General features: G+C 68.5%; 23 protein-coding genes. 13 read left to right on the forward strand and 10 right to left on the reverse strand.

Annotated elements, in window-relative coordinates:
• Positions 1–114 precede the first annotated feature (114 nt).
• Together BMW75_RS24130 and BMW75_RS24135 are read left to right on the forward strand one after the other, a co-directional pair.
• The gene (locus BMW75_RS24130; RefSeq protein ID WP_092582189.1) at positions 115–2,400 is read left to right on the forward strand and encodes a nitric-oxide reductase large subunit; all 2,286 of its coding nucleotides are present in this window, start codon (positions 115–117) and stop codon (positions 2,398–2,400) included.
• 111 nt (positions 2,401–2,511) lie between these two features.
• Entirely contained in the window at positions 2,512–3,330 is an 819-nt protein-coding gene (locus BMW75_RS24135; protein ID WP_092582190.1) for a formylglycine-generating enzyme family protein, read from the forward strand.
• A gap of 37 nt (positions 3,331–3,367) precedes the next feature.
• On the opposite strand, the gene BMW75_RS24140 is transcribed toward BMW75_RS24135, so the two are convergent.
• Positions 3,368–4,162, reverse strand: a complete 795-nt coding sequence (locus BMW75_RS24140; protein WP_092582191.1) for a Crp/Fnr family transcriptional regulator — start codon at positions 4,160–4,162, stop codon at positions 3,368–3,370.
• A gap of 189 nt (positions 4,163–4,351) precedes the next feature.
• Between BMW75_RS24140 and nirK the strand changes: the two genes are divergently transcribed.
• A complete protein-coding gene (gene nirK / locus BMW75_RS24145) occupies positions 4,352–5,434 on the forward strand; it encodes a copper-containing nitrite reductase (RefSeq protein ID WP_092582192.1) in 1,083 nt (360 codons plus the stop codon).
• Positions 5,435–5,506: 72 nt separating this feature from the next.
• Positions 5,507–5,833 (forward strand): c-type cytochrome, encoded by a 327-nt coding sequence (locus BMW75_RS24150; protein WP_092582193.1) that lies wholly within the window; start codon positions 5,507–5,509, stop codon positions 5,831–5,833.
• Positions 5,834–5,865: 32 nt separating this feature from the next.
• On the opposite strand, the gene BMW75_RS24155 is transcribed toward BMW75_RS24150, so the two are convergent.
• A complete protein-coding gene (locus BMW75_RS24155) occupies positions 5,866–6,489 on the reverse strand; it encodes a LysE family translocator (RefSeq protein ID WP_076521566.1) in 624 nt (207 codons plus the stop codon).
• Positions 6,490–6,723: 234 nt separating this feature from the next.
• Here BMW75_RS24155 and gorA point away from each other — a divergent pair, with 234 nt between their 5' ends.
• Positions 6,724–8,082, forward strand: a complete 1,359-nt coding sequence (gene gorA / locus BMW75_RS24160; RefSeq protein ID WP_092582194.1) for a glutathione-disulfide reductase — start codon at positions 6,724–6,726, stop codon at positions 8,080–8,082.
• A gap of 4 nt (positions 8,083–8,086) precedes the next feature.
• Here gorA and BMW75_RS24165 read toward each other — a convergent pair whose 3' ends face one another.
• A complete protein-coding gene (locus BMW75_RS24165) occupies positions 8,087–8,914 on the reverse strand; it encodes a DUF72 domain-containing protein (RefSeq protein ID WP_092582195.1) in 828 nt (275 codons plus the stop codon).
• Between the two features lie 172 nt (positions 8,915–9,086).
• Between BMW75_RS24165 and BMW75_RS24170 the strand changes: the two genes are divergently transcribed.
• Positions 9,087–9,719, forward strand: coding sequence for a LysE family translocator (locus BMW75_RS24170; protein WP_092582196.1), 633 nt, complete (start codon positions 9,087–9,089; stop codon positions 9,717–9,719).
• Positions 9,719–10,015, forward strand: a complete 297-nt coding sequence (locus BMW75_RS24175; protein ID WP_056316115.1) for a hypothetical protein — start codon at positions 9,719–9,721, stop codon at positions 10,013–10,015. The genes BMW75_RS24170 and BMW75_RS24175 overlap by 1 nt, the downstream gene beginning before the upstream one ends.
• Here the strand turns inward: BMW75_RS24175 and BMW75_RS24180 are convergent.
• Complete coding sequence (locus BMW75_RS24180) at positions 10,012–11,502, reverse strand: MocR-like pyridoxine biosynthesis transcription factor PdxR (RefSeq protein WP_092582197.1); 1,491 nt, start codon at positions 11,500–11,502, stop codon at positions 10,012–10,014. The two genes, BMW75_RS24175 and BMW75_RS24180, sit on opposite strands and share 4 nt — an antisense overlap.
• Before the next feature lie 124 nt (positions 11,503–11,626).
• Between BMW75_RS24180 and BMW75_RS24185 the strand changes: the two genes are divergently transcribed.
• On the forward strand, positions 11,627–12,376 hold the full coding sequence (locus BMW75_RS24185) for a GNAT family N-acetyltransferase (protein ID WP_092582198.1): 750 nt from the start codon (positions 11,627–11,629) through the stop codon (positions 12,374–12,376).
• Positions 12,367–13,251: a DMT family transporter gene (locus BMW75_RS24190; RefSeq protein ID WP_076521560.1), complete on the forward strand. Its 885-nt coding sequence runs from the start codon at positions 12,367–12,369 to the stop codon at positions 13,249–13,251. The genes BMW75_RS24185 and BMW75_RS24190 overlap by 10 nt, the downstream gene beginning before the upstream one ends.
• On the opposite strand, the gene BMW75_RS24195 is transcribed toward BMW75_RS24190, so the two are convergent.
• From BMW75_RS24195 to BMW75_RS24215, 5 genes are all read right to left on the reverse strand, one after another.
• Positions 13,236–14,627: a carotenoid oxygenase family protein gene (locus BMW75_RS24195; RefSeq protein ID WP_175493256.1), complete on the reverse strand. Its 1,392-nt coding sequence runs from the start codon at positions 14,625–14,627 to the stop codon at positions 13,236–13,238. The two genes, BMW75_RS24190 and BMW75_RS24195, sit on opposite strands and share 16 nt — an antisense overlap.
• A gap of 148 nt (positions 14,628–14,775) precedes the next feature.
• On the reverse strand, positions 14,776–15,714 hold the full coding sequence (locus BMW75_RS24200) for a DMT family transporter (protein ID WP_217646964.1): 939 nt from the start codon (positions 15,712–15,714) through the stop codon (positions 14,776–14,778).
• 2 nt (positions 15,715–15,716) lie between these two features.
• Positions 15,717–16,052: a thioredoxin family protein gene (locus BMW75_RS24205; RefSeq protein WP_092582201.1), complete on the reverse strand. Its 336-nt coding sequence runs from the start codon at positions 16,050–16,052 to the stop codon at positions 15,717–15,719.
• 13 nt (positions 16,053–16,065) lie between these two features.
• On the reverse strand, positions 16,066–17,343 hold the full coding sequence (locus tag BMW75_RS24210) for a Zn-dependent hydrolase (RefSeq protein WP_092582202.1): 1,278 nt from the start codon (positions 17,341–17,343) through the stop codon (positions 16,066–16,068).
• Positions 17,344–17,406: 63 nt separating this feature from the next.
• Positions 17,407–18,201, reverse strand: a complete 795-nt coding sequence (locus tag BMW75_RS24215) for an enoyl-CoA hydratase/isomerase family protein (RefSeq protein ID WP_092582203.1) — start codon at positions 18,199–18,201, stop codon at positions 17,407–17,409.
• 136 nt (positions 18,202–18,337) lie between these two features.
• Here BMW75_RS24215 and BMW75_RS24220 point away from each other — a divergent pair, with 136 nt between their 5' ends.
• Entirely contained in the window at positions 18,338–19,249 is a 912-nt protein-coding gene (locus BMW75_RS24220; protein WP_092582204.1) for an SDR family oxidoreductase, read from the forward strand.
• Here BMW75_RS24220 and BMW75_RS24225 read toward each other — a convergent pair.
• Positions 19,213–19,938, reverse strand: coding sequence for a TetR/AcrR family transcriptional regulator (locus BMW75_RS24225; protein ID WP_076521554.1), 726 nt, complete (start codon positions 19,936–19,938; stop codon positions 19,213–19,215). The genes BMW75_RS24220 and BMW75_RS24225 overlap by 37 nt on opposite strands.
• A gap of 154 nt (positions 19,939–20,092) precedes the next feature.
• On the opposite strand from BMW75_RS24225, the gene BMW75_RS24230 reads away from it, so the two are divergent.
• From BMW75_RS24230 to BMW75_RS24240, 3 genes are all read left to right on the forward strand, one after another.
• On the forward strand, positions 20,093–21,760 hold the full coding sequence (locus BMW75_RS24230; RefSeq protein ID WP_092582205.1) for an acyl-CoA synthetase: 1,668 nt from the start codon (positions 20,093–20,095) through the stop codon (positions 21,758–21,760).
• Between the two features lie 139 nt (positions 21,761–21,899).
• On the forward strand, positions 21,900–23,756 hold the full coding sequence (locus BMW75_RS24235) for a phosphoenolpyruvate carboxykinase (GTP) (RefSeq protein ID WP_092582206.1): 1,857 nt from the start codon (positions 21,900–21,902) through the stop codon (positions 23,754–23,756).
• A gap of 478 nt (positions 23,757–24,234) precedes the next feature.
• A partial coding sequence (locus tag BMW75_RS24240; protein ID WP_254792115.1) for a DUF6531 domain-containing protein occupies positions 24,235–25,887 on the forward strand: 1,653 nt, incomplete at its 3' end.

The following is a 25,887-nucleotide window of genomic DNA, read 5'->3' on the forward strand; positions in this document are numbered from 1 at the left end:
TAAAAAACACCACGCCCTTCACAGTGCATTGATTCCGAACGGTTTTTTTCTGGCACGGATTTCGCATGGGGACAGGTACCCCAACCAACCGCAACACAGGAGGGCGTTCCCATCATGGGTCCGTATCGGAAATTATGGTTCACGCTGATCGCCGTGGTGGCGATCACCTTTGCACTGCTCGGCTTCTACGGCGGCGAGGTCTACCGGCAGGCGCCGCCCATTCCCGGCCACGTGGTGACGTCCGACGGCCGTGCGCTGTTCGGCCGCGACGACATCCTGGATGGGCAGACCGCCTGGCAATCCGTCGGGGGCATGCAGCTCGGTTCGATCTGGGGCCACGGCGCGTATCAGGCGCCCGACTGGACGGCCGACTGGCTGCATCGCGAGTTGACGGCCTGGCTGGACCTGGCCGCGCGCGACGAGCACGGCCAGGCCTATGCGCAGCTTCCCGCGCCGCAGCAGGCCGCGCTGCGTGAAGCGCTCAAGGCCGAGTACCGCGCCAACCGCAGCGACGCCGCGACCGATACGTTGACGATCACGCTGCGCCGCGCAACAGCCATTGAGCAGACCTCCGCCTACTACGACCAGTTGTTCTCCGACGCGCCGGCCCTGCACGGCAGCCGCGAGAGCTTCGCCATGAAGGAGAACACGCTGCCCGACGCCGCGCGCCGCACGCAGCTCACGCGCTTTTTCTTCTGGACGGCCTGGGCCGCGGCGACCGAACGCGAAGGCATGCCGGTCACCTACACCAACAACTGGCCGCACGAACCGCTGATCGGCAATCAGCCCAGCGCCGAAAACGTGATGTGGTCCATCATCAGCGTCGTCGTGCTGCTGGCGGGCATCGGCTTCCTGGTCTGGGCCTGGGCCTTCCTGCGCGGGCAGGAAGAAGCGGAGCCGCAAGCGCCCGCGCGCGATCCGCTCACGGCCTTCGCCCTGACGCCCTCGCAGCGCGCCCTGGGCAAATACCTGTTCCTGGTCGTGGCGCTGTTTGGCTTCCAGGTGCTGCTGGGCGGCTTCACCGCGCACTACACCGTCGAAGGACAGAAGTTCTATGGCATGGACGTGTCCCAGTGGTTCCCCTATTCGCTGGTGCGCACGTGGCACATCCAGAGCGCCCTGTTCTGGATCGCCACCGGGTTCCTGGCCGCCGGCCTGTTCCTGGCCCCGTTGATCAACGGCGGACGCGATCCGAAGTTCCAGAAGGTCGGGGTCGACATCCTGTTCTGGGCGCTGGTGCTGGTGGTGGTCGGCTCGTTCGCCGGCAACTATCTGGCGATCGCGCAGATCATGCCGCCCGAGCTGAACTTCTGGCTGGGCCACCAGGGCTATGAGTACGTGGACCTGGGCCGCCTGTGGCAGATCGGCAAGTTCGCGGGCATCTGCTTCTGGCTGGTGCTGATGCTGCGCGGCATCGTGCCGGCGCTGCGTACGCCCGGTGGCGACAAGAACCTGCTGGCGCTGTTGACGGCTTCGGTCGGCGCGATCGGCCTGTTCTACGGCGCCGGCTTTTTCTATGGCGAACGCACGCACCTGACCATCATGGAGTACTGGCGCTGGTGGATCGTCCACCTGTGGGTCGAAGGCTTCTTCGAAGTGTTCGCCACCACCGCGCTGGCCTTCATCTTCTCGACCCTGGGTCTCGTGTCGCGCCGCATGGCCACCACGGCCAGCCTGGCCTCGGCCTCGCTCTTCATGCTGGGCGGCATTCCCGGCACGTTCCACCACCTGTATTTCGCGGGCACGACCACGCCCGTGATGGCGGTGGGCGCCAGCTTCTCGGCGCTGGAAGTGGTGCCGCTGATCGTGCTGGGCTACGAAGCCTGGGAAAACTGGCGCCTGAAGACCCGCGCCGCCTGGATGGACAACCTGAAGTGGCCGCTGATGTGCTTCGTGGCCGTGGCCTTCTGGAACATGCTGGGCGCGGGCGTCTTCGGCTTCATGATCAACCCGCCGATCTCGCTGTATTACATCCAGGGCCTGAACACCACGCCGGTGCATGCGCATGCCGCGCTGTTCGGGGTGTACGGCTTCCTGGCGCTGGGTTTCACCCTGCTGGTGCTGCGCTACATCCGTCCGCAGTACGCACTGAACCCCGGGCTGATGAAGCTGGCGTTCTGGGGCATGAACATCGGCCTGGTGCTGATGATCTTCACCAGCCTGTTGCCGGTGGGCCTGATCCAGTTCCATGCCAGCGTCAGCGAAGGCATGTGGTACGCCCGCAGCGAAGCCTTCATGCAGCAGGACCTGCTCAAGACCCTGCGCTGGGGCCGCACGTTTGGCGACGTGGTGTTCCTGCTGGGGGCGCTGGCCATGGTCATGCAGGTGATCCTGGGCCTGTTGAGCAGCAAGCCCGCGCGGGTCGAACCGCGCCTGGCGCCCAAGGCGGCGCGCGGCTGATCCGCGCACGTGGGCGACTTTGCGCCAGCGCAACGTCGCGGACCCTCGCGGCGGGTCCAATGCAAGCCAAGCCCGCGCCCGACCGGTGCGGGCGCTTCGGAGAAACTCCGCATGCGCTTCCTGCCTCTTGCCGCCATCCTTTCCCTATCGTTGACCGCATGCGGGCCCGCAGACCGGGCCCGTCTTGCCTTGCCGGACCTGACGCGGCTGCCGCCCGGCGTAGCCACCCATCAACCGCCCGGCGAGGCGCTGCGCAACGGCTATCCGGTGTCGCAGGCGCCGGTCACCACGCGCCATGCGCGCGGCGTGGCGATCATGACGCGCCAGGTCAGCCAGGCGGAATACGCGGCGTGCGTGGCCGCCGCCGCGTGCAAGCCCCTGGATGCCGCGCATCGCCAGGACGCGTCGCCCGACCTGCCGGCCACGGGCATCAGCTGGTCGGACGCCACCGCCTACGCCGCATGGCTGTCGGGCTCGACGGGCCAGCGCTATCGGCTGCCCCGTTACGCGGAATGGGTCTATGCGGCGGGCGAAGCCTATCGCGAAGAGACGCTGCCGGGGCCGCAGGACAGCGGCCAGGACGCGGGCGACCCCGCGCAGCGCTGGCTGGCGGAATACGAACAGCAGAGCCGCCGGGGCGGGGAGGGTGCCGATACGGCGGTGCGTCCTTTCGGCGGCTATGGCGTCAACGCGGCGGGGTTGCAGGACATGGCGGGCAGCGTGTGGGAATGGACCTCGGACTGCCATTCGCGGCGCGTGCTGGATGCGCCGGCGGACGCGGCGCTCAGCCGCAACTGCGGCATCCGGGTCGCGGCGGGCCGGCATATCGCCTACCTGCCCGACTTCATCCGCGACCCCAAGAGCGGGGCCTGCTCGGTGGGCGTGCCGCCCGCGAACCTGGGGCTGCGGCTGGTGCTGGAAGAAGGCTAGCCGCGCGGCGCGGGCTGTGCGGGCCGCGAGGGCCGTGCTATGCCTGCGCGGCCGCCTCGGCGGGCTGGGCGGCCGGCGGATCGGCCGCCGGCGAACCATCCCGGCACGACAGGCACGACGCGCAGTCCATCGCCGGCTGCGCGCTTTCGGACAGGCGGGCCAGCGCGGCGGGCGAACGCAGCACGATGCGCTTGCGGCCGCTGGCCACGATGCCGCGCTGCTTCCAGTCGCTGAGCAGGCGGCTGACGGTGTGCAGCGTGGTGCCGGTCATCTCGGCCACGTCCTGCCGCGTGATGGGAAAGCCGATGCCGATGCCGTCCTGCATGGGCTGGCCGGACTGCTGCACCAGCCGCAGGATCGCGCGCGCCACGCGCTGTTCGACGTCGTCGGTGGAAAGCTCCTGGATGCGCAGGTGCGCGTCCTGCAGGCGTTGGCCCATGGTCTGGAGCGCAATGGCGCCCAATTGCGGATGGCTGGCGATAAAGCCTTCCCATGCCGACGCCGGCCACGCCAGGCAGACGCTTTCCTGCACGGCCAGCACGGTGGCCGGATAACAGGACTGCCGCATCGCGCACGCCAGCCCGAACATATCGCCCGGATTGACATATCTCACGACAACTTGATCGCCTTCCGATGTAAGTTGAGTGACCTTGAGGCAGCCGTGCAGCAACACGAAGAAGTGGGCGCCGTCGGCGCCTTGCCGGTAGGCGACTTCGCCCGCTTCAAGACGGCAGGGAACGGCGTCCCGGAGCGCGGCATCGAGCTGCGCGTCGGACAAGGGCCTGAAGACATCCAGGTTGCGCAGCAGGGCATGGCATAAAGGCGATGGCATGGCGGTCCGCGTGTGGCCGTGGAGGAATTCCACGGTCCGATGGTGACACCTGGGGGTGGCACTGACAATGCGCGGACGGCCGCAGGGTTATCCCGAATTTGCGCTACGACAAAGAACGCATTGGCCCGCGGTTCTTCAATGGGGCTGCCGACAGACTCGGCGTTGAAGAAACCGAAAGAGGAGTAGCACATGAACGCGTTGCGCCCCACCTTGCTTGCCGCCGCCCTGGTTCTCACGATGGCCGGAGGTCTGGCCCACGCCCAGGATGCCGACACGCTGCCGCGCGCCAAGGTCACGCTGGTTGCCCCGCCCATGGTCCACCCGCATGAGCAGGTGGCCAAGTCCGGCCCCAAGGTCGTCGAATTCACCATGACCATCGAGGAAAAGAAAATGGTCATCGACGGCAAGGGCACCACCCTGCAGGCCATGACCTTCAACGGGTCCATGCCCGGCCCGACGATGGTCGTGCACGAGGGCGATTACGTGGAGCTGACCCTGGTCAATCCCAAGTCCAACGCCATGCCGCACAACGTGGACTTCCATGCCGCGACGGGCGCGCTGGGCGGCGCCAAGCTCACCAACGTGAATCCCGGTGAACAGGCCACGCTGCGCTTCAAGGCCGACCGCGCCGGCACCTTCGTCTATCACTGTGCGCCGGAAGGCATGGTGCCCTGGCACGTGGTGTCCGGCATGAGCGGCACGATCATGGTGCTGCCGCGCGAGGGCCTGAAAGACCCGCAGGGCAAGCCGCTGCACTACGACCGCGTCTACACGATCGGCGAATTCGATCTGTATATCCCGAAGGACGCCAACGGCAAGTACAAGGATTACGCGACCCTGGCCGAGAGCTATGGCGACACGGTCGAAGTCATGCGCAAGCTGACCCCGTCCCACATCGTCTTCAATGGCAAGGTCGGCGCGCTGACGGGCGACAACGCGCTGACCGCCAAGGTCGGCGAAACCGTGCTGCTGATCCATTCGCAGGCCAACCGCGACACGCGCCCGCACCTGATTGGCGGCCACGGCGACTGGGTCTGGGAAACCGGCAAGTTCAACAACCCGCCGGAAAAGGACCTGGAAACCTGGTTCATCCGCGGCGGATCGGCCGGCGCCGCGCTCTACACCTTCAAGCAGCCGGGCGTGTACGCGTACCTGAACCACAACCTGATCGAAGCCTTCGAGCTGGGCGCGGCCGGGCACATCAAGGTCGAGGGCAAGTGGAATGACGACCTGATGAAGCAGATCAAGGCGCCGGGTCCGATCCCGCGCTGATCGACGAGAGGGCAGGGCGCGCGCCGCGCGCCTTGCCGCTACATTCCCACCCCGTAGACGAGAACCCCAGCCATGCCCCACTTTGCCCGACTCGCATTCGCCCTGGTCCTGGCCAGCCTGCCCGCGCAACAGGCGTCGGCGGACACCCTGGCCGCCGTCAACCCCGCCGGCGAAAGGCTCTACAAATCGGCCTGCGTCGTCTGCCATGCCAGCGGCGTGGCCAACGCGCCCAAGCTGGGCGACAAAGCGGCCTGGACGCCGTTCCTGGCGCAAGGCGCGGATGCGCTCATGGTCACCGTGCTGAAAGGCAAGGGCGCCATGCCGCCCCGCGGCGGCTCGGCCGCCGACGAGGCGACGCTGCGCGCCGCGGTGGAATACATGATGGCCGCGGCGCGGTAGCGCGACAGCGCTCCGGCGGCGCCTTGGCTGCGCTAGGCGCGGCGGGCCAGCATGGCCCAGATGCCGGCGGCCGACAGCAACGCGCCGCCGCCCAGATTGAAGCCGCGCTGCGCGCGCGGCGACGCCAGCATGCGCCGGGCCGAGCCTGCGAACACGGCGTAGGCGGCGGCGTTGATGCCGGCACAGGCGACAAAGGTCGCCGACAGCATCCAGAGCTGCCGCGTCACATCGCCCGCTGGGTCGATGAATTGCGGCAGGAAAGCCACGAAGAAGATCATGCCCTTGGGGTTCAGCGCGGTGACCAGGTAGGTGTTGGCGAACAGCTTCCAGCGCGATCCCGTGGCCGTCGCCGCGGGCAGCGTGGCCGGCGACACGCCGGCGCGCAGCAGCCGGTAACCGAGGTACAGCAGATACAGCCCGCCGACGGTCTTGACCACCGTGAACCAGAACGCCGAGGCGGCGAGCAGCGCGCCCAGTCCCAGCAGCGACAGCACCAGCGCGGTCGAATCGCCCAGCGCCACGGCCAGCACCAGCGGCAGGCGGGCGCGCTTGCCGTGGGTGAGCGAATAGCTGATGACGGTGAGGATGGTGGGGCCAGGCAGCATGACGAGCAGCGCCGAGGCGCCCAGGAAGGCCAGCCAGGTTTCGAGAGACATGGGATGCGCTCCGGATGAAGTGCCGGCCTGCGGGGCCGGCTGCGCCCACTGTATCCCAACCGTCGCCGCGTGGAAACCGGGCGGACGGCAGGGCGCGACCGGTGGCGCGTGCGATGGCTGGGATACAGTGGGCGGACGCGATGAGGCGGAGCCGGCGGTCCGGGACGCAGTGGTGTTAAATACAGCTTTCCCGGACAGTGAACGCCGGCCGCCAGGCCGCGCGAAGGAAACGACATGGCATTTGATTTTGATCTGTTTGTGATCGGCGCGGGCTCCGGCGGCGTCCGCGCGGCGCGCTTTTCGGCCAGCTTCGGCGCGCGCGTGGCGGTGGCCGAAAGCCGCTACCTGGGAGGCACGTGCGTGAACGTGGGCTGCGTGCCCAAGAAGCTGCTGGTCTACGGCGCGCACTACAGCGAAGACTTCGAGCAGGCGCACGGCTTCGGCTGGTCCGCCCAGGCGCCGAAGTTCGACTGGCCCACGCTGATCGCCAACAAGAACCGCGAGATCGAACGCCTGAACGGCATCTACCGCAACCTGCTGGTCAACAGCGGCGTGACGCTGCTGGAAGGGCACGCCCGCATCGTCGATCCGCACAAGGTCGAGATCAACGGCAAGACCTACAGCGCCGCGCACATCCTGGTGGCGACGGGCGGCTGGCCCCAGGTGCCCGACATCCCGGGCAAGGAACACGCCATTACCTCCAACGAGGCCTTCTTCCTGAAGGAGTTGCCGCGCCGCGTGTTGGTGGTGGGCGGGGGCTACATCGCCGTCGAGTTCGCGTCCATTTTCAACGGCATGGGCGCGCAGACCGTGCAGTCCTACCGTGGCCCGCTGTTCCTGCGCGGCTTTGACCTGGGCGTGCGCGAGCACCTGCGCGACGAGCTCACCAAGAAAGGCATCGACCTGCGCATGAACACCGAGGTGGCGCGCATCGACAAGCGCGAGGACGGCACGCTGGCCGCCACCTGCAAGGATGGGGCCGTCATCGAGACCGACTGCGTGTTCTACGCCACGGGCCGCCGCCCCATGCTCGACAACCTGGGGCTGGAAAACACCGGCGTCAAGCTGCGCGAGGATGGCTTCATCGAGGTCGATGACGAATACCGGACGGCTGAACCGTCCATCCTCGCCATCGGCGACGTGATCGGCCGCGTGCCGCTTACGCCCGTGGCGCTGGCAGAAGGCATGGCCGTGGCGCGCCGCCTGTTCCGTCCGCAGGAATACCGCAAGGTGGACTACAAGCTGATCCCCACCGCGGTGTTCAGCCTGCCCAACATCGGCACGGTCGGCATGACGACCGAAGAGGCGCGCGAAGCCGGCCATGAACTGCAGCTCTTCGAAAGCCGTTTCCGGCCCATGAAGCTGACGCTGACCGAATCGCAGGAACGCACGCTGATGAAGGTGATCGTCGACGCGCAGACCGACCGGGTGCTGGGCGTGCACATGGTCGGTCCGGACGCGGGCGAGATCGTGCAGGGCCTGGCGGTGGCGCTGAAGGCGGGCGCGACCAAGGCGGTGTTTGACGACACCATCGGCATCCATCCGACGGCCGCCGAAGAGTTCGTGACGATGCGCACGCCGGTGGCGCAGTAAGCCTTTACAGCCGCTCGATCAAGGCGCGCGCCGCCGCCGGCGCGCGTTCCTTGGCCCCGTTGATGAAATACGCATAGACGTCCCGCGGCCGCGCCTTCGCGGTCTTCGCGGGCTCGCCGGTGTGCGGCAGGCCGTCCGGGTCCGCGCCGGCCGACCACGCGCGCAGCCGGTCGGCCCAGGCGTCCAGCGCCTTGGGCGCATAGCCCGCCTTGAACCTCGCGCTGGCGCGCATCAGCCGCGCATACACGAAGTCGCCCGTCTGGTCGGCCAGGGAAGGGTAGTCGTCGCTGTCGGTATGGACGGTCGCGGCACGGTGCTTGCGCGCCAGTTCCACGTATTCCTCGCAGGCGAAGCTGGGATGGCGCACGTCCAGCGCATGGCGCAGGGGCAGGCCCTCGATGCTGTCCGGCAGCAATTCCAGGAAGGCGCCGAAGTCCCGCGGGTCGAACTGCTTGGTCGGGGCGAACTGCCAGACGATGGGGCCGAGCTTCGGGCCCAGTTCGGCGATGCCGCTCTTGACGAAGCGGTCGATGGATTCCTTGGCGCCCGCCAGTTCGCGGCGGTTGGTCGCGTAGCGCGAGGCCTTGAGCGTAAACACGAAATCGTCCGGCGTGTCGTCGCGCCACTTGGCGAAGGTGGCCGGTTTCTGGGTGCCGTAGTAGGTGCCGTTGATTTCGATGGCGGTCAATTGCCGGCTGGCGTATTCCAGCTCGCGCGCGTGCGGCAGGTCGTCGGGGTAGAAAGCGCCGCGCCACGGCTCGTAGGTCCAGCCGCCTATGCCGACGCGGATCGCGGCGGGGCGGGCTTCCGGGGACGAATGGCGTTTCGGCATGCCGGGGCTCCATCGGGGTGAACGACCGGCAAACTGTATCGCCAGCGCGACCCGCCGCCAACCCCGCCGGAAAAATCCGCTGTTCCGGTACAGTTTTGGGCTAAGGTGTGCGTTCACGACCCGACTTCCGACCTCCGACCTCCGACTTCCGACCGGCGCGCGCCGGCTCATCATGCCCGACCTGACTCATTTGCTGACGTTCGCCCTGGTAGCGCTGGGCATGGTGCTCACACCCGGGCCCAACATGATCTACCTGGTGTCGCGCTCCATCTCCCAAGGGCCGCAGGCCGGCCTGATCTCGCTGGGCGGCGTGGCGGTCGGATTCATCTTCTACGTGGCCTGCGCGGCGTTCGGCATCACCGCCTTGCTGATGGCCGTGCCCTACGCCTACGACGCGCTGCGCATCGCCGGCGCCCTCTATCTGCTCTACATGGCCTGGCAGGCGATCCGGCCGGGCGGACGGTCGCCGTTCCAGGTCCATGACCTGCCCAAGAGCAGCCCGCGCCAGTTGTTCACGATGGGGCTGCTGACCAACCTGCTCAATCCCAAGATCGCCGTCATGTACGTGTCGCTGCTGCCGCAGTTCATCCAGCCCGACCACGGCAGCGTCTTCACCCAGTCGCTGGCGCTGGGGATGACGCAGGTGGTGATCAGCCTGTCGGTGAACGCGCTCATCGCCGTCATGGCCGGGTCCATCGCCGGGTTCCTGGCGGGCCGCCCGCTGTGGATGGTGGCGCAGCGCTGGCTGATGGGCACCGTGCTGGCCGGCCTGGCCGTGCGCATGCTTGCGGATACGCGTCGCTGATGCCGGCCCAGGACGGTTTTTTCGCAACGCTGGGCGGCATGCTTGGCGAGGGCCTGCGCGCCATCGTTGCAGGGATCAAGTGGCTGCTGGGCGGGCTGGGCGGCGCGCTGGCGGACTTTTACGCCGGCCTGGCCGGCGCGATGGGCATGAGCCCGTCGATCTTCAACCTGGTGCTGCTGGCGCTGGGCCTCATGTTCTTGTGGGGCGCGGTGAAGGCGCTGCTGCGGCGCTCCATCCTCGGATTCCTGTTCTGGCTGTTCATGACGCTGCTGGTGCTGGGCGGGCTGGTGGATTAAGCCGCCTTCAGGCCGGCCGCCACCTCGTGCAGCCGGCGCACCAGCGCGGGAAACCGCTCCGCGCCGGTATTGCCGTAGCCGATCACCAGCCCGTTGTCTTCTTCGCGCGGGTTCAGCGCAAAGGACGACAGCGCCGCGGGATGCATCCCCAGCTTGCGCGCCTGCGCCACGATGTCCACGTCGGAATACGCCGGCGCGAGCCGCACCGTCAGGTGCAGGCCGCAATGTCCGCCCAGGACCTCGTGTTCGATGCCCAGATGCGTTGCCAGCGCCTCGCGCAAGGCGGCCTGCCGCTCGCGGTACAGGCGGCGCATGCGGCCCAGGTGGCGCGAAAACTGGCCGTTTTCGATGAAGGCGGCCATCGTGAGCTGTTCCAGCCGATGGCCGCCGCGCTGCATCTCGATGATGGACGGCATGGCCCGGTCCGCGATCGCCTGCGGCAGCACCAGGAATCCCAGGCGCAGGGCGGGGAACATGGTCTTGCTGAACGTGCCGACGTAGAGGACCGGCGCGTCGGGCAGCAGGCCCTGCATGGCGGCGATGGGTTCGCCCTGGTGCCGGAACTCGCTGTCGTAGTCGTCCTCGATGATCCATGCGCCCGCGCGGCGGGCGCGTTCCAGCAGGTCCAGCCGGCGGGTCAGCGACAGCACGGCGCCCGTTGGGTACTGGTGCGACGGCGTCGTCTGGATCAGGCGCGGGGGCTGGCTGGTCCACGCGCTTTCCGGGATGACGATGCCGTCGGCGTCCACGCGCATGGCCACCACATTCAGGTCGCCGCCATGGAATGCGGACTTGGCGCCGCGGTAGCCCGGATCTTCCAGCCACGCCGTGTCGCCGGGGTTGGTCAGCAATTGCACGCACAGCGCCAGCGCGCCCTGGGCGCCTTCGGTGATGACGATGCGCGATGCGTCGCAATGCACCCCGCGCGACACCCGCAGGTATTGGGCGATGGCCTCGCGCAGGGCCGGCTCGCCCGCCGGATCGCCATAGCCCAGCGCGGCGGCCGGGGCCGACTGCAGGGCGCGGTCCTGCGCGCGGCGCCAGGCATTGAGGGGAAACTGGGTCAGGGCCGGCGTGCCGGGCGTCATCGGCAGCGATCCGTCTTGCGCCTGGCGCGCGGAGACGATGCGGGCCAGGCGGCGCGCGGTGGCGGGCGGCCGGTCGTCGGCCGGGGCGGCGTGGCGGGCCGCGTTGCGGGCGGCGGCCGACAGGGGCGCCACGCGCGTGCCCTGGCGGTCGGCGATCACGTAGCCTTCGGCCGTCAGTTGCTCGTAGGCGATCAGCACCGTGTTGCGGGAGATCTCCAGTTCCTCGGACAGCGCGCGCGACGAGGGCAGCCTGCCGCCGGCCGGCAGCCGGCCGGCCAGGATGGCCTGCTTCAGCCGCTGGATGAGCTGGCGCTGGCGCGGCAGCGCGCCGGGGCCGCGCGCCAGCGGGCTGGACAGCAACGATACGCCGGCGGAATCGCTCAAAGTGGTGTCGATCATGGCCCTATTAAACAAGAGGTTCGTGGCGCTTTTTATGATGCCACGGTTCCGATATCGTGAGGGCCTGGATGTCGCGCCCGCCACGCTCGGCGGCGCTCCCTGAACCGACCCGAGGCACCGTCGCATGCAACCCCGCACCAACGCTTTCCAACAACCGATCGGCCCGGCGCTGCCCGGCTGGACCCCGCGTCCGCGTCCCCCGCTGGAACCCGCCATCGGCCGCTACTGCCGGCTGGAACCCCTGTCGACCGAACGCCACGCGGCCGACCTGTACCACGCCTTCAGCCAGGCGCCCGACGGCAGCGACTGGACCTACATGGGCATCGGACCATTCGCCGACGAGGCGCAATACCGGGCCTTCGCGGAATCCGTGCAGGCGGGCCAGGACCCGATGCACCACGCCATCATCGATCTGGCCACGGGCCGCGCCATCGGGACGCTGGCCCTGATGCGCATCGATCCGGCCAACGGCGTCATCGAGGTGGGCTTCGTGTGCTATTCGCGCCAGCTCAAGCGCACCCGCATCGCCACCGAAGCGCAATTCCTGCTGATGCGCCGCGCCTTCGACGAACTGGGCTACCGCCGCTACGAATGGAAGTGCGACAGCCTGAATGCGCCCTCGCGCGCCGCGGCGCGGCGCCTGGGCTTCACGTTCGAGGGCGTATTCCGGCAGGCCACGGTCTACAAGGGCCGCAGCCGCGACACGGCGTGGTTTTCCATCATCGACAGCGAATGGCCGGCCCTGCGCGCGGCCTACGAATGCTGGCTGAGCCCGGACAACTTCGACGCCGAAGGCAACCAGCGCCGAGGACTGGCCGACCTTGCGGCCGCCGAAAGGGCAGACTCCCCGGGAGAACACGCCGCGTGCGCCTGATCCCGGTGGCCCTGGCCCTGTTCTGGGGCCTGAACTGGCCGGCGGTGAAGATCATCCTGTCGATCTTCCCGCCGTTCACGCTTCGCGTGCTGGGCCTGGGCAGCGGCGCGCTGTTGCTGTTGCTGCTGGCGGGGGCCAAGCGGCTGCCGCTTTTGCCGCCGCGCAGCGCGTGGCCCGGCATCGCGGTGGGCGGCATCCTGGCGGTCGCGGTCTTCAACCTGGCCGTGGCCTGGGCGCAGCTCAGCACCAGCACGTCGCGCGCGGCGGTGCTGACTTTCACCATGCCGATGATGTCGGCGCTGCTCGCGTGGCTGGTGCTGGGCGAACGGCTGGACCGCCGGCGCGGCCTGGCGCTGCTGCTGGGCGCCTGCGGCGTCGCGGTGCTGGCCTGGCCCGTGCTGCACGCGGTATTCGCCGGCAACGACGTGGCGGCCGCCAAGGGCCTGGTGTTCCCGCTGGTGGCGGCGTTTGGCTGGGCGGCCGGCACCGTCTACCTGAAGCGCTGGCCCGTGGCGGGCGACCGCATCGTCATCACGGCCTGGCAACTGGTCGTGGGGGCAAGCTGCGCCCTGGCCGGGGCGTTGATCGCCGGAGAATCCTTTCCCACGCGCGGCTGGACCGCCAGCGTCGCCGGCGCGCTCTCGTTCCACATCATCCTGGGCACCGCCGTGGCGTATTGGCTGTGGTTCGTGCTGAGCGAGCGCGTCAGTGCCACGGTCGCCGCGCTGACCACCCTGATGGTGCCCGTGGTCGGCGTGCTGGGCGCGATGGCGCTGGTGGGGGACCGGCCGGGCGCGTCGGATTGGTGGGGCTTTGCGTTCGTGATGGCCGGGGCAGGGCTGATCGTCCTGAACCTGGGTCAGCGGCGCGCCTGAGCCGCGCCCGCGGGCGATGCCGGCATCCATGACCCATGCAGGCCGGCGGGGACGCGACGCGGCAGGCGGATCGTCGCGACCGGGCCGGCGGCCAGGTCGCGGGCGTCCAGCACGATGAATCGCCCGCCCGCGTCGTTTTCGGCATGCACGAAACTCAGGAGATAGCCGTCCGCCTCGTCGGCGGCCGGGTTGGCGGCCGGGTCGGCGGCCGGGTCGGCGGCGAACACCGGTTCGCAGGCGGTCTGGCCGGCGGGCAGCCGGAACACTGTCTTTGCGCCCGTTTCCAGGTCGTAGCGGGCAAAGGCCTCGAAGGCGCCCGGTTGCGGCGTCTCGCCCGGGCGCGGGTCGCGCAGGCCGGCATAGCAGTACCGCGCGCGCCGGCCCAGCCAGGCGTCGTTGACCCGGCCGAACTCGCAGGGCTGGTCGTCCAGCATCTGGTCATCGACCTGCCCGCTGGCAAGGTCGATGCGCAGCCGGTGCAGTTCCAGCCGCTTGCGTGAGTCCGGCCCAAAGCCGTCGTGCCAGGGCATCACCGCCTCGATCGTGTCGCCCTCCACGCAGGCGTTGGCGACGTGCCAGTTGAAGAAGGGGGCCGCCTCGATCCACCGGATCTGCGCCGCGTCGGTGCAGTCGCGCGGCACCAGCAGCACCTGTGTGCCGCGCTTCGGTTCCCACGCAGGCGCGGCCGGCCCGCGGCTGAAGTCGAAGACCAGCGGGCACACGAAAGCCACCGCGTGGGTGGCGGTCAGCCCGATGTCGTGGACCAGCGCCGGCCAGGGCGACGCAAACCGCACCTGGCGGTCCACCTGGCCGCTGGCGTCCAGGCGCAGGTATTCGAGTGTGCCCGCCATGAGGTCGTAATTGATCGCCACCATTTCCCCGGTCAGGGGATCGACCTTGGGATGCGCGGAGAAGGCGCCGGCAAGCCTGCCCTGGAACGCGTCCGGTCCCAGCGTCGCCAGCGTGTCATCGATGACGTAAGGGCATCCGCCTTCGTACAGCGCATAAATTCGGCCGGCGTGGCGCAGCACGTTGGTATTGGCCAGGTTGGCTTGCGGCGGCGGTCCGAAAGTGGGGTTGTAGAGGCGGCGTCCGGCGTCCCGCTCTTCCTGCAGTTCGCGCGTCAGCACCCAGCGATTGCGGTAGCGCGCCCGGCCGGCGTCCAGGTACAGCGCGTGGATCATGCCCGTGCCGTCGTAGGGGTAGGCGTAGCCGGGCCCGGGCTCGAACTGCGGATTGGGACCGTTGCGCATGAAGACGCCGGACAGGCCCGCGGGCAGCACGCCCTCCACCGAAAGGTCCGTGTCGTCGCGCTCGTCGAAGACGGGGGCAAAGGCGCCTGCAAGCGCCGGGTTGTCGCTGTGCCAGGGTTGCATTGGAGGGCTCCGCGCCGTGGCCGCGCGCCGGACCGGCCGGCCGGGCTGTGGGAAAGACCCTTGGTTATATCCGGTCGGCATTCCCGGCGCCAGCCGAGATAACCATGAGGCTACCGGCCATGGCGCCAGGCGCCGCGGGGCGCTGCGCCTAGCGTCGGCGCAGCAATTGCCTGACCATTTCCGCGCCGCTGACCAGGGTGATCCCCGCCAGCACCATCGCGGCGCCGATCACGAAGCCCGCGTCCAGCGGCTCGTCCAGGATCAGCACACCGAAGCTCACGCCAAAGAGCGGCGTCATGAACGACAGGATGGACAGGCGCGACGCGAGATAGCGGCGCAGCAGCCAGAACCAGGCCAGGTAGCTGGACAGCGCCACCACCACCGACTGGAAGCCGACGCTCAGCATCGCCGCCGGGGTGTAGCGGATGCCGTGCTGGCCGGTGGCCGCCGCGAACGCCAGCAGGCCCACCGAGGCCACCGCCATCTGGTAGAACAGGGTCTTGGCGGGCGCGGCCTCGGACAGCGAGGTCTTGCGGATCGCCACCGTCGTGGCGCCCCACAGCAGGCCGGCCAGCAGGCCCATGGCGTCGCCCAGCAGCACGTTGCCTGCGCCGCCCGGCGCGGCCGGCTGGCTGTCCTTGACCAGGAACGCGACCGCGATGCCGCAGAAGGCGATCGCCACGCCCAGCCACTGCAGCGGCTTCATGCGCTCTTCGGGCAGCAGCCAATGCAGGCCCAGCGCCGCGAAAATCGGCGCGGTGTACAGGAACACCGACATGTGCGAGGCCGTGGTGTGGAGCAGGCCCTGGGCCACGAACAGGAATTCACCCGCGAACAGCAGGCCCACGATCAGGCCGGGCAGGATGGTGCCGTCCGTGAAGGCGCGCCGGCCTTCGCCGCGCCACACCACCACGGCCAGGACCAGGGCCGCGAAGGTCGACCGCAAACCGATCTGCATGATCGGGGCCACGTCGTCCGCCACCAGCTTGATGGCGATCTGCTGGAAGCCCCAACACACGCACAGCAGCAGCATGGCGCCGGTGGCCAGCGCGTCCAGGGGCAGGCGCCGCGGTGTTGCCGTGGCGATGCTCACGGCAATTCGGCGGGGTAGCTGTCCAGCGCCAGGCCGATCTGCTGGCGCAGGTCCCATTCCGCCAGCGTGGACTGCACCGGTCCGTAGAAGGCGCCGTCGCGGGCGACGAACATGGCGGGCAGGTGGAAGACTTCGTAGCGCTCGACCAGGCCGCGGTTGTCGCCGGCGTCGATCCAGCAGAGACGCTCCACGGGCAGTTTCACGGCGGGAAGCTGCTCGCGCGCCACGCGGCAGGTGCCGCAGGTGCGGCTGTGAAAAACGATGAGCGACAGGCCGCGCGCGTCCAGCAGAAAGCGGTCGGCGGTGCTGTCGTTGAGTTCGATCTGTTCCATGGGGTCGTGAGCCTCAAGCGCCGCGCAGCGCGCGGTCCAGTTCCAGCACCGACTGGTACAGCACGCGGGTGCCGTCCAGCAGTTGCGCGGGTTCGATCCATTCTTCGGGGCAGTGGCTGCGGCCGTTCAGGCAGGGGATGAAGATCATGCCGATGGGGCCGGTGGGCGCCATGTAGACCGCGTCGTGCCCGGCGCCGCTGGGCAGGCGCATCGACGCATAGCCCAGCTGGTCGGCGGCAGCCTTGACGGCGTCCATGACCAGCGGCGAACAGTCGGTGGGCTGCGCGCGGCTGAGCTGCGTGAAGCCGGCGGTCAGGCGCAGCGCCTTCAGGTCGTCGGCCACCCCGGCCATCAGGGTTTCCGGGAAGGCGTCCAGGACGGCGTTGCTGTCGCTGCGCATTTCCAGCGTCATCTCGACCCGGCCGGGCACCGCGTTGGCCGCGTTGGGCGTCAGGGACAGCCGGCCCACCGTGGCAACCACGTAATGCGGGTTGCCGCTGGCGGCGCTGGCCTGGCGATGGGCGGCGTCGATGATGCGGGCCGCGCCCACCAGCGCGTCGCGGCGGATGTCCATGGGCGTGGTGCCCGCGTGGTCGGGCTGCCCCTCGACCACGATCTGCACGCGGCGGATGCCGACGATGTTGGTGACCACGCCGATCGGCAGCTTGCGGCTTTCCAGGACGGGGCCCTGTTCGATGTGCAGTTCGACGAAGGCGGCCGTTTCGCCCGCGCGGCGCAGCGGCGCGCCCAGCGCGGTCGGATCGCCGCCAATGCGGGCAATCCCTTGCGCCAGCGTCTCGCCCTGCGGATTGCGCGCGGCCAGCATGTCGGCGGTGAGCTGGCCGCACAGCGCGCGGCTGCCCACGCAGGAGATGCCGTAGTCGCTGGGTTCTTCGGACAGGAAATCAATGACCTCGAAGGGGTGGTCGAGCGTGATGCCGTGATCCTGCATCGTGTGCGCGACTTCGATGCCGGCCAGCACGCCGATGATGCCGTCGAAGCGGCCGCCGCTCATCACGGTGTCGCAATGCGATCCGGTGGCGATGGGCTTGCGCGACGCGTCGCGCCCCGCGCGCGTGCCGATCAGGTTGCCGCCCGCATCCAGGCGGGTGACCAGCCCGGCGGCCTCGAACTCGCCGCGCAGCCAGGCGCGCGCGTCATCGAACAGCGGCGAAAAGGCGCGGCGCGTCCAGGGCACGTCGGGCAGGGTGAACCGGGACAGGGTTTCGACCCGCGCCCACAGGCGTTCGGCGTTCAGGGGAGGCAAGGCGGGCGGTGTGACGTGCGGCATGAGGCTTCCAGAAGATCCGCCCGGGATTATGGCATCAATGGCCCGGCGGCTCCGGGGCGCGGCTCACGGGGTGCTGCGCCAGGCCGGCTCGCGCTTTTCCAGGAATGCCGTCACCCCCTCGCGGGCTTCATCCGTGCTGCGGATGGCCGCGATGCGTTCGACCGTATCGGCGATCAGGGCGGCGTCCAGGGGCTGGCCCGCAAAGTCCCGCACCAGCCGCTTGCTCGCCTGCACGGCGCCCGGACCGTTGGCGCACAGCGTGCGGCAAAGGGCTTCGGCGGCCTCGAGCGCCTGCGCCGGCGGCACCACCTCGTGGACCAGACCGAGCCGCAGTGCCGTGGCGGCGTCGAACCGTTCGGCGGTCAGGAAATAGCGGTTGGCCGCGCGCTCGCCCATCGCGCGGATCACATAGGGGCTGATGGTGGCGGGCAGCAGGCCCAGGCGGGTTTCCGACAGGCAGAAATGCGCGCTGTCCGCCGCGACGGCGATGTCGCAGGCCGCCACCAGGCCCATGCCGCCGGCATACGCATCGCCGTTGACGCAAGCCACGACGGGTTTCGGGCAGGTCCAGACCGCATTCAGCATGTCCGCCAGCCGCGTGGCGTCCTGGCGGTTGTCCGCGGCGGTCAGCGTGCCCATTTTGCGCATCCAGTTCAGGTCGCCGCCCGCGCAGAACGCCTTGCCCGCGCCGGTCAGCAACAGCACCCGCACCTGCGGATCGTCCGCGGCCGACCTGACCGCCGCCGTGAGCGCGGCAATCAGCGTATCGTCGAAAGCGTTGCGCATGTCCGGCCGGTTCAGCGTCAGCCGGGCGATGGCGCCGTCCAGGGCGACGTCCAGGGGGATGTTCGGCGTCATGAGTAGTCTCCGGTTTTATTGATGGTGGCTCAATGAATGCTGTCATCTGGTGGACTGATTCTATTGGCAAAAGACCAAAACGGCGACCCTTCCTTTCCAGTTATTGAGTTATGCTCAACAAAAAAAGGAGTGAGACATGACCCAGCAGGCAGGCGGCGCAGCCGCCGATCAACGCTATGCATCCGTGTTCCGGCCCGGACTGTTCGAGGGCAAGACCGTGATGGTGACCGGCGGCGGCAGCGGCCTGGGCCGTTGCACCGCACACGAACTCGCCTCCCTGGGCGCCCGCCTGGCGCTGGTCGGGCGCAATCCCGACAAGCTGCGGACGGCGGCCGACGAAATCGCCCGCATCTATCCCGAGGCGGCGGGGCGCATCAGCCAGCACGCCTGCGACATCCGCGACGAGGCCGGCGTGCGCGCCGCCGTCGCCGATGCGCTGGCCGCGCATGGCGGCATGTACGGCCTCTTCAACTGCGCGGGCGGCCAGTTTCCCGCGCCGCTGGACCGCATCAGCCTGAACGGCTGGAACGCCGTGGTGCAGAACAATCTGCACGGCACCTTCCTGGTATCGCGCGAGGTCTATACGCAGCACATGCGCCAGCACGGCGGCGCCATCGTCAATATGCTGGCCGACATCTGGGGCGGCATGCCGGGGATGGGCCATTCCGGCGCGGCGCGCGCCGGGGTATGGAACCTGACCGAGACCGCCGCCTGCGAATGGGCCCACGCGGGCGTGCGCGTCAATGCCGTGGCGCCGGGGTGGATCGCCTCCAGCGGCATGGACAGCTACGACGAACACTACCGCAGCGTGTTGCGCGAATTGAAGACCAAGGTGCCGCTGCAGCGCTTCGGCACCGAGGCCGAACTGGCCGCGGCCGTGGTCTTCCTGCTATCGCCCGCGGCGGCGTTCATCAATGGGAGCGTGATACGCGTCGATGGCGGCGTGCCCAACGCCCGCCATTCCTGGACGCTGCAGCCCGCCGAGCGCGGCGAGACCTACAACGGCTTTCCTCAGTACGTGCCGCCTTCGCTCTTCTCGGACGACTGAAGACGATGCAGCGCGTCCTGGACTTCGCCGCGAAACTGCGCCAGCGCCAGGGCGTCCCGGCGCGGCGGCTGCAGGGCCTGCCACAGGAAGCCGACCAGATGGTCGGCGGTGGCGGCCACGTCGGCGCCCGCGCCCCGCAGGATCGCGTCCCACAGCACGTGCTCCATCGGGCCGTAGACCGCCGAGCGCAACAGCCGCAGCGGCATGTCCTGGCGGATGTCGCCGTCGGCCTGGCCCTGCGCCAGGATGCGCATCAGCGGGGCGGTATAGCGGCGCTGCAGGTCGGCGTAGATCTCGCCGAAGTCGTCATTGCGCGCGCGGCCCTCGGAAAGAATGAACGCGCACAGGCCCGGCCCCTCGGCCAGCAGGTGGCGCAGGTGCGTGTGCACGAGGTAATGCAGTTGGGCGCGCGCGCCGTGGATATGCGGCAGGTGGTCCTCCACCTTGGCGATGATTTCGTCGTACCAGTCGCTGATCACCCGCACGCAGAGTTCGCGCTTGCCGCCGAAATACGTGAACACGGTGGCCTCCGACACGCCCAGGCGCTGCGCGATCTCGGTGGTGGTCGCCGCCTGGAAGCCGGCTTCGGAAAACACCTGGCGCGCGACGCGCAGGATGTCCCGGATGCGTTGCTCGGATTTGGCGCTGGCCGGCGGGCGGCGCATGGGAACGGGTGGGGTCTTTTCCATACAGGCAGAAAGCGGAAGGAGGGGGCGGCCAGCCTGCCGGGCCGCCGCGCGAGGGCCTATTATTGAGCCAGGGTCAACTTCCAGGCAAGGCGGCGCACATGCCCCGCGCCGCGCCGGAGCCGGCCCGCATCCATAACAACACCAGAGACAGACCATGCTGCACAGCGCAGATTCCTACGATCAACTCGTGTCCACGTTCCAGTGGCAGGTGCCCGCCGCCTACAACATCGGCGTGGACGTGTGCGACAAATGGGCCGACGGCAGCGGCCGGCTGGCGCTGATCTACGAAAAGAGCGATGGCGCGCAGACGCGCTACACGTTCGATGAGATCAAGGCGCAGTCCAACCAGCTGGCCAACAGCCTGGCGCGCCATGGCATCCGGCGCGGCGACCGCGTGGCCATCTACCTGCCGCAGGCGCCGGAAACGGCGATCGCGCACGTCGCGGCCTACAAGCTGGGCGCGGTCGCGGTGCCGCTATTCACGCTGTTCGGGGTGGACGCCATCCAGTACCGGCTGGCCGACAGCGGCGCGGCGGCCCTCGTGACCGACGCGGACGGCTGCCGCAAGCTGCGCGAGATCCGCGACAGCCTGCCCGCCCTGAAAGTGATCTATTGCATCGATGGCGAAGGGCAGGACGGCGCCGATGCTTCGTCCGCCGCTTCCGGCGCTCCGGCCCAGGTCGGTGCATTGCCATTCCATCGCAGCCTCGCCCTGGAATCCGACGCCTACGACCCGGCGCCCACCGCGGCCGACGACCCGGCCGTCATCATCTATACGTCCGGCACCACCGGCAAGCCCAAGGGGGCGCTGCACGCGCATCGCGTCCTGCTGGGCCATCTGCCCGGCGTCGAGATGTCGCACGAGTTCTTCCCGCAAAACGCCGCCCTGATGTGGACGCCGGCCGACTGGGCCTGGATCGGCGGGCTGCTGGACGTGCTGCTGCCGTCCTGGCACCACGGCGTGCCCGTGCTGGCGCGGCGTTTCGAGAAATTCGATGGCGCCTCGGCGCTGGAACTCATGGCCCGCCACGGCGTGACGCACACCTTCCTGCCGCCCACCGCGCTGAAGATGATGCGCGGCTGCGACTGGCCCGGCGAGGCCGGGCCGCGCGCCCTGCGCTCGGTGGCCAGCGGAGGCGAGTCGCTGGGTGCGGAACTCATCGACTGGGGGCGCCGCGTCCTGGGCGTGACCATCAACGAGTTCTACGGCCAGACCGAGTGCAACATGATCGTGTCGTCGTGCTCGTCGCTCTTTGACCCCTGCATCGGCGCCATCGGCCGGGCCGCGCCCGGACACCGCGTCGCTATTGTGGATGACGCCGGCGTCGAAGTGGCCGATGGACAGGAGGGCAACATCGGCGTATTGCGCCCCGATCCGGTCATGTTCCTGGGCTACTGGAACAATCCCGATGCGACCGCCGAGAAATTCGCGGGCGATTATCTGTTGACCGGCGACATCGGCGTGCGCGACGCGCAGGGGTTCATCCGCTTCGTCGGCCGCAACGATGACGTCATCACCAGTGCCGGCTACCGGATCGGCCCGGGGCCGATCGAAGACTGCCTGATCGGCCACCCCGCCGTCCGCATGGCGGCGGTGGTAGGCATGCCGGATGCCGAGCGCACCGAAATCGTGGTGGCGTATGTGGTGCTGAATGAAGGCGTCGAAGGCGACGAAGCGCTGGTCAAGGCGCTGCAGGCCCACGTGCGCACCCGTCTTGCGGCCCACGAATACCCGCGCGCGATCCGCTTTGTAACCAGTTTGCCGACCACCGCCACCGGCAAGATTATCCGCAGGGAGCTGCGCGCCGGATACCCCGGATGACCGTCTCACCCGGTGACAATCTCCCCCATGAGGATGGGTTGACGGGTTGCCCGGCGCTGCAAGTATGATTGCGCAAACTGGATACGGCCCCCTCAATTGGGGCCGTATCACCTTTAGCCAAAGTATGGAGATAACCCCAATGAATAAGCCTTTGGACGGGGGATTGGCAGCCTTGAACGTGCCCGCGTACGTCAAGCATCGCGGACTGATCGACTGGGTCGCCAGTTTTGTCGCGCTGGCCAAGCCCGATCGCGTGGTGTGGTGCGATGGTTCTCAGGAAGAGTACGACCGCCTGTGCGAGCAGATGGTCCAGTCGGGCACCCTGCGCCGGCTCAACCCCGCCAAGCGCCCCAATTCCTATCTGGCCTGGTCCGATCCCTCCGACGTCGCGCGCGTGGAAGACCGCACCTTCATCTGCTCGGATCGCGCCGAAGACGCCGGCCCCACGAACAACTGGGCCGATCCCGCCGAAATGCGCGACACGCTCAACGGCCTGTTCGACGGCGCCATGCGCGGCCGCACGCTGTACGTGGTGCCGTTCTCGATGGGCCCGCTGGGCTCGGACATCGCGCACATCGGCGTCGAACTGTCCGACAGCCCGTACGTGGCCGTCAACATGCGCATCATGACGCGCATGGGCAAGCAGGTCTATGACGTGCTGGGCACCGATGGCGACTTCGTGCCGTGCCTGCATTCGGTGGGCAAACCGCTGGCCGACGGCGAGGCCGACGTGGCCTGGCCCTGCAACCCCACCAAATACATCGTCCATTTCCCCAAGACCCGCGAAATCTGGAGCTACGGCTCGGGCTACGGCGGCAACGCGCTGCTGGGCAAGAAGTGCTTCGCGCTGCGCATCGCGTCCACCATGGGCCGCGACCAGGGCTGGCTGGCCGAACACATGCTGATCCTGGGCGTCACCTCGCCCAAGGGCCGCAAATACCACGTCGCCGCCGCGTTCCCGTCGGCCTGCGGCAAGACCAACTTCGCCATGCTGATCCCGCCGCAAGGCATGGACGGCTGGAAGGTCACCACCATCGGCGACGACATCGCCTGGATCAAGCCCGGCCCGGACGGCCGCCTGCACGCCATCAACCCCGAGGCCGGCTATTTCGGCGTGGCCCCGGGCACCAGCGAGCAGACCAACTTCAACGCCATGGCCACGCTCAAGGCCAACGTCATCTTCACCAACGTCGCGCTGACCGACGACGGCGACGTCTGGTGGGAAGGCATGACCGACACGCCGCCCGCGCACCTGGTCGACTGGCAGGGCAAGGACTGGACGCCCGAGATCGCGCGCGAAACCGGCCGCAAGGCGGCGCACCCGAACGCGCGCTTCACCGCGCCGGCCTCGCAGTGCCCGTCCATCGACCCCGAATGGGAAAACCCCAAGGGCGTGGTCATCGACGCCTTCATCTTCGGCGGCCGCCGCTCCACCACCGTGCCGCTCGTCACCGAAGCCCGCAACTGGGTCGAAGGCGTCTACATGGCTGCCACCATGGGTTCGGAAACCACCGCCGCGGCCGCCGGCCAGCAAGGCGTGGTGCGCCGCGATCCCTTCGCCATGCTGCCGTTCTGCGGCTACAACATGAGCGACTACTTCGGCCACTGGCTCAAGCTCGGCAAGCAGCTCGAAGCCGCCGGCGCGACCCTGCCGCGCATCTACTGCGTGAACTGGTTCCGCAAGGGCCCGGACGGCAAGTTCGTCTGGCCGGGCTTTGGCGACAACATGCGCGTGCTGCGCTGGATGCTGGGCCGCATCGACGGCCAATCCAAGGGCGTGGACCAGGTCTTCGGCGTGTCGCCCACGTACCAGGACATCGACTGGACCGGCCTGGAATTCAGCCCGGACAAGTTCGAGCAGGTCATGTCGGTGGACGAAGCCGCCTGGCGCGAGGAACTGGCGCTGCATCATGAGCTGTTCGGCCAGTTGGCCCAGGGCCTGCCCGAAGAGCTGCGCTCGACCAAGACCGAGATCGAGGGCCGGCTGGCGGCCTGAGGCTGCTCAGGTTCGTCCCTGAAAGACCGCCTGCGGAGGGACCGTGGGCGGTCAATGCGCCCGTCTGTGAGAGAGTCAGCCCGATTTCCGCGCAGCATTACGCTGCGTGGAGGTCGGGCTGATTTTTTTGCGGCTATCGGGGCACCGTATCGCCGGCTGACTGGGAGTCGGCAAATCAGTCGGGCCAGATTTGACCCGACCGGGCCAAATCTGGCCCGGTGCGTTTTCTGATTTATCAATAACTTGGAAATAAACGGGCCAAATTTGGCCCGATTTTCCGGCCAAACCGCAGCTTTTCTTGAGCCGCGATGGCGATCGGCTGGCTGATTCGCGCGCGATTCAGCTTCAAGGCCTTGATGTTGCGGGGGTTTTCTTTGCGCTGCTAACCCTGGCACGGATTTCGCATATGTCGCCGCATTCCCGACAACGGGATGCCTCCGGCCTCTTGAAGGCCTTTGTGACGACACCGGACTCCTTCATGCCAACCCCGCCAGGCGCTGCCCCCTCCGTTCCAAAGCGAAACGCCCCTCCCGTCGAAGAGGACTACACCGAAGCCGAATACCAGGAAGCCGAAGCCGAGAACGACGGCATCGAATGGAGCGACGAAGACCTGGACGGCCCGCAAGGCGTCGTCGCCCCGCTGAACACCATTGCCCCGGAAGACGTCGAAGCCGGCCAGAACGCCTTTGACCAGTGGCTGCGCGAGAACAGCGACGGCTGGGTCACGCTGCCGCGCATCAAGGCGGCAGCGGGCGCGGTGCCGGTGCTGGGCAACCTCATGGCGCTGGTGGACGCCATCGGCGACATCACCACATTGGTCGACAGCAATCCCACCCAATTCCTGGATTGGGTGAGCCTGGGCATCAACCTCTTCGGTGTGGTGCCGGTACCGGGCACGGCGGCTGCGCGCATGAGCCTGCGGCCCGCGCTGTTTCTCGTGCAAAAGGAGGTCGCGCGCCAGGCCAAGGCGGGCCTGGGCAACGCCATCATCATGGCCCTGGCCGCACACCTGAGCGAGAACATCGCCGGCGACATCGAAGACTTCGCGCAACAGGCGCAGGCGCGGCTGGAAGGGCTGCTGCAGGATGCGGGGGCCAAGGCAGAGGAAATCATCAAGGCGCTGGCCGATGTCCTGGTGAGCCTGACCATCCCGGCAAACGCGGATGCCTCGTTCGAGAAAGCCGGCGAGCAGCTCTCGTCCGCGTGGGACAAGAAGTGGGACTCGCCGCTGGGCGCGGCGCGCGACCTCTGGGATGGCCTCGGTAGCGGCGTGCGCGGCAGCAAGCAGTCGGTCGGCAACGCCGCCAAGGACCTGCTGCCCGCCAAGGCGCGCGACTTGATGCTGCGCTCCGCCCAGCGCCTGAATGCCCTGGCGCCGCAAGTCAATGACAGCATGCAATCGCTCGCCGACGAGAACAACGTCAACAGCATCGCGTCGCTGCTCATGCAACTGTCGGTGGCCGTGGTGCTGTGGCGCCAGCGCAAGGGGTACGCGATCGGCGCGAACGTGCGACCGGCCGTGGCGAGCAAGGCCCGGCAGATGGCGCGCTCCATGCGCCTGGCGCGCATCCGCCGCCAGGCCCGCGCGCGGCGGAATGCCAATCCGGACAAGAACGGCGCGTGCCCGGCCACTTGCCACAGCATCAGCTTTGCGATGGGGACCGAGCGGATCACGCATGTGGATTTCGCACTGCCCGGGCCATTTCCGCTGCGCTGGGCACGCACCTATTCCTCGGATCTGGCTGCGTACGACAACGGCGTCATCGGCGCACGCTGGATCAACGAGTACACCACGCGCATCGATATCAAGATGGCAGGCGCGGACCGCGAAACCCTGCGCTATCACGCCGCCGACGGACGCACGCACGCCTGGCCGTTACCGGCGGTCGGCAAATTCCACTACGACCCCGTCGAGAACCTGACGGTGGTTCGCACCTCCGACACCGAACTGACCGTGGCGCAAGGTTACGAGCGGCGCGCCACCTACCAACGCGAGGGCCGGCGGTTTCGGCTGACGGGCATCCACCTGCGCAACGGCGCGCGCGTCGCGCTGCACTACCGGCATGTCGTGGGACGGCGCAGCGTCCTGTCCGACCTCGTCACGTATCTGGACGATGCCATCCACACCCAC

It is taken from the genome of Achromobacter sp. NFACC18-2 (genome assembly GCF_900108985.1).
Classification (GTDB): Bacteria; Pseudomonadota; Gammaproteobacteria; order Burkholderiales; family Burkholderiaceae_B; genus Achromobacter.

Bases quoted from the DNA above. Each gene is read 5' to 3' on its own strand.
- BMW75_RS24235 (WP_092582206.1), top strand. From the start codon at position 21,900: ATGAATAAGCCTTTGGACGGGGGATTGGCAGCCTTGAACGTGCCCGCG.
- BMW75_RS24225 (WP_076521554.1), bottom strand. From the start codon at position 19,938: ATGGAAAAGACCCCACCCGTTCCCATGCGCCGCCCGCCGGCCAGCGCC.
- BMW75_RS24155 (WP_076521566.1), bottom strand. From the start codon at position 6,489: ATGTCTCTCGAAACCTGGCTGGCCTTCCTGGGCGCCTCGGCGCTGCTC.
- BMW75_RS24205 (WP_092582201.1), bottom strand. From the start codon at position 16,052: ATGGAACAGATCGAACTCAACGACAGCACCGCCGACCGCTTTCTGCTG.
- BMW75_RS24210 (WP_092582202.1), bottom strand. From the start codon at position 17,343: ATGCCGCACGTCACACCGCCCGCCTTGCCTCCCCTGAACGCCGAACGC.
- BMW75_RS24175 (WP_056316115.1), top strand. From the start codon at position 9,719: ATGCCGGCCCAGGACGGTTTTTTCGCAACGCTGGGCGGCATGCTTGGC.
- BMW75_RS24150 (WP_092582193.1), top strand. From the start codon at position 5,507: ATGCCCCACTTTGCCCGACTCGCATTCGCCCTGGTCCTGGCCAGCCTG.
- nirK (WP_092582192.1), top strand. From the start codon at position 4,352: ATGAACGCGTTGCGCCCCACCTTGCTTGCCGCCGCCCTGGTTCTCACG.
- BMW75_RS24215 (WP_092582203.1), bottom strand. From the start codon at position 18,201: ATGACGCCGAACATCCCCCTGGACGTCGCCCTGGACGGCGCCATCGCC.
- BMW75_RS24185 (WP_092582198.1), top strand. From the start codon at position 11,627: ATGCAACCCCGCACCAACGCTTTCCAACAACCGATCGGCCCGGCGCTG.
- BMW75_RS24140 (WP_092582191.1), bottom strand. From the start codon at position 4,162: ATGCCATCGCCTTTATGCCATGCCCTGCTGCGCAACCTGGATGTCTTC.
- BMW75_RS24170 (WP_092582196.1), top strand. From the start codon at position 9,087: ATGCCCGACCTGACTCATTTGCTGACGTTCGCCCTGGTAGCGCTGGGC.
- gorA (WP_092582194.1), top strand. From the start codon at position 6,724: ATGGCATTTGATTTTGATCTGTTTGTGATCGGCGCGGGCTCCGGCGGC.
- BMW75_RS24130 (WP_092582189.1), top strand. From the start codon at position 115: ATGGGTCCGTATCGGAAATTATGGTTCACGCTGATCGCCGTGGTGGCG.
- BMW75_RS24135 (WP_092582190.1), top strand. From the start codon at position 2,512: ATGCGCTTCCTGCCTCTTGCCGCCATCCTTTCCCTATCGTTGACCGCA.
- BMW75_RS24195 (WP_175493256.1), bottom strand. From the start codon at position 14,627: ATGCAACCCTGGCACAGCGACAACCCGGCGCTTGCAGGCGCCTTTGCC.
- BMW75_RS24230 (WP_092582205.1), top strand. From the start codon at position 20,093: ATGCTGCACAGCGCAGATTCCTACGATCAACTCGTGTCCACGTTCCAG.
- BMW75_RS24165 (WP_092582195.1), bottom strand. From the start codon at position 8,914: ATGCCGAAACGCCATTCGTCCCCGGAAGCCCGCCCCGCCGCGATCCGC.
- BMW75_RS24180 (WP_092582197.1), bottom strand. From the start codon at position 11,502: ATGATCGACACCACTTTGAGCGATTCCGCCGGCGTATCGTTGCTGTCC.
- BMW75_RS24220 (WP_092582204.1), top strand. From the start codon at position 18,338: ATGACCCAGCAGGCAGGCGGCGCAGCCGCCGATCAACGCTATGCATCC.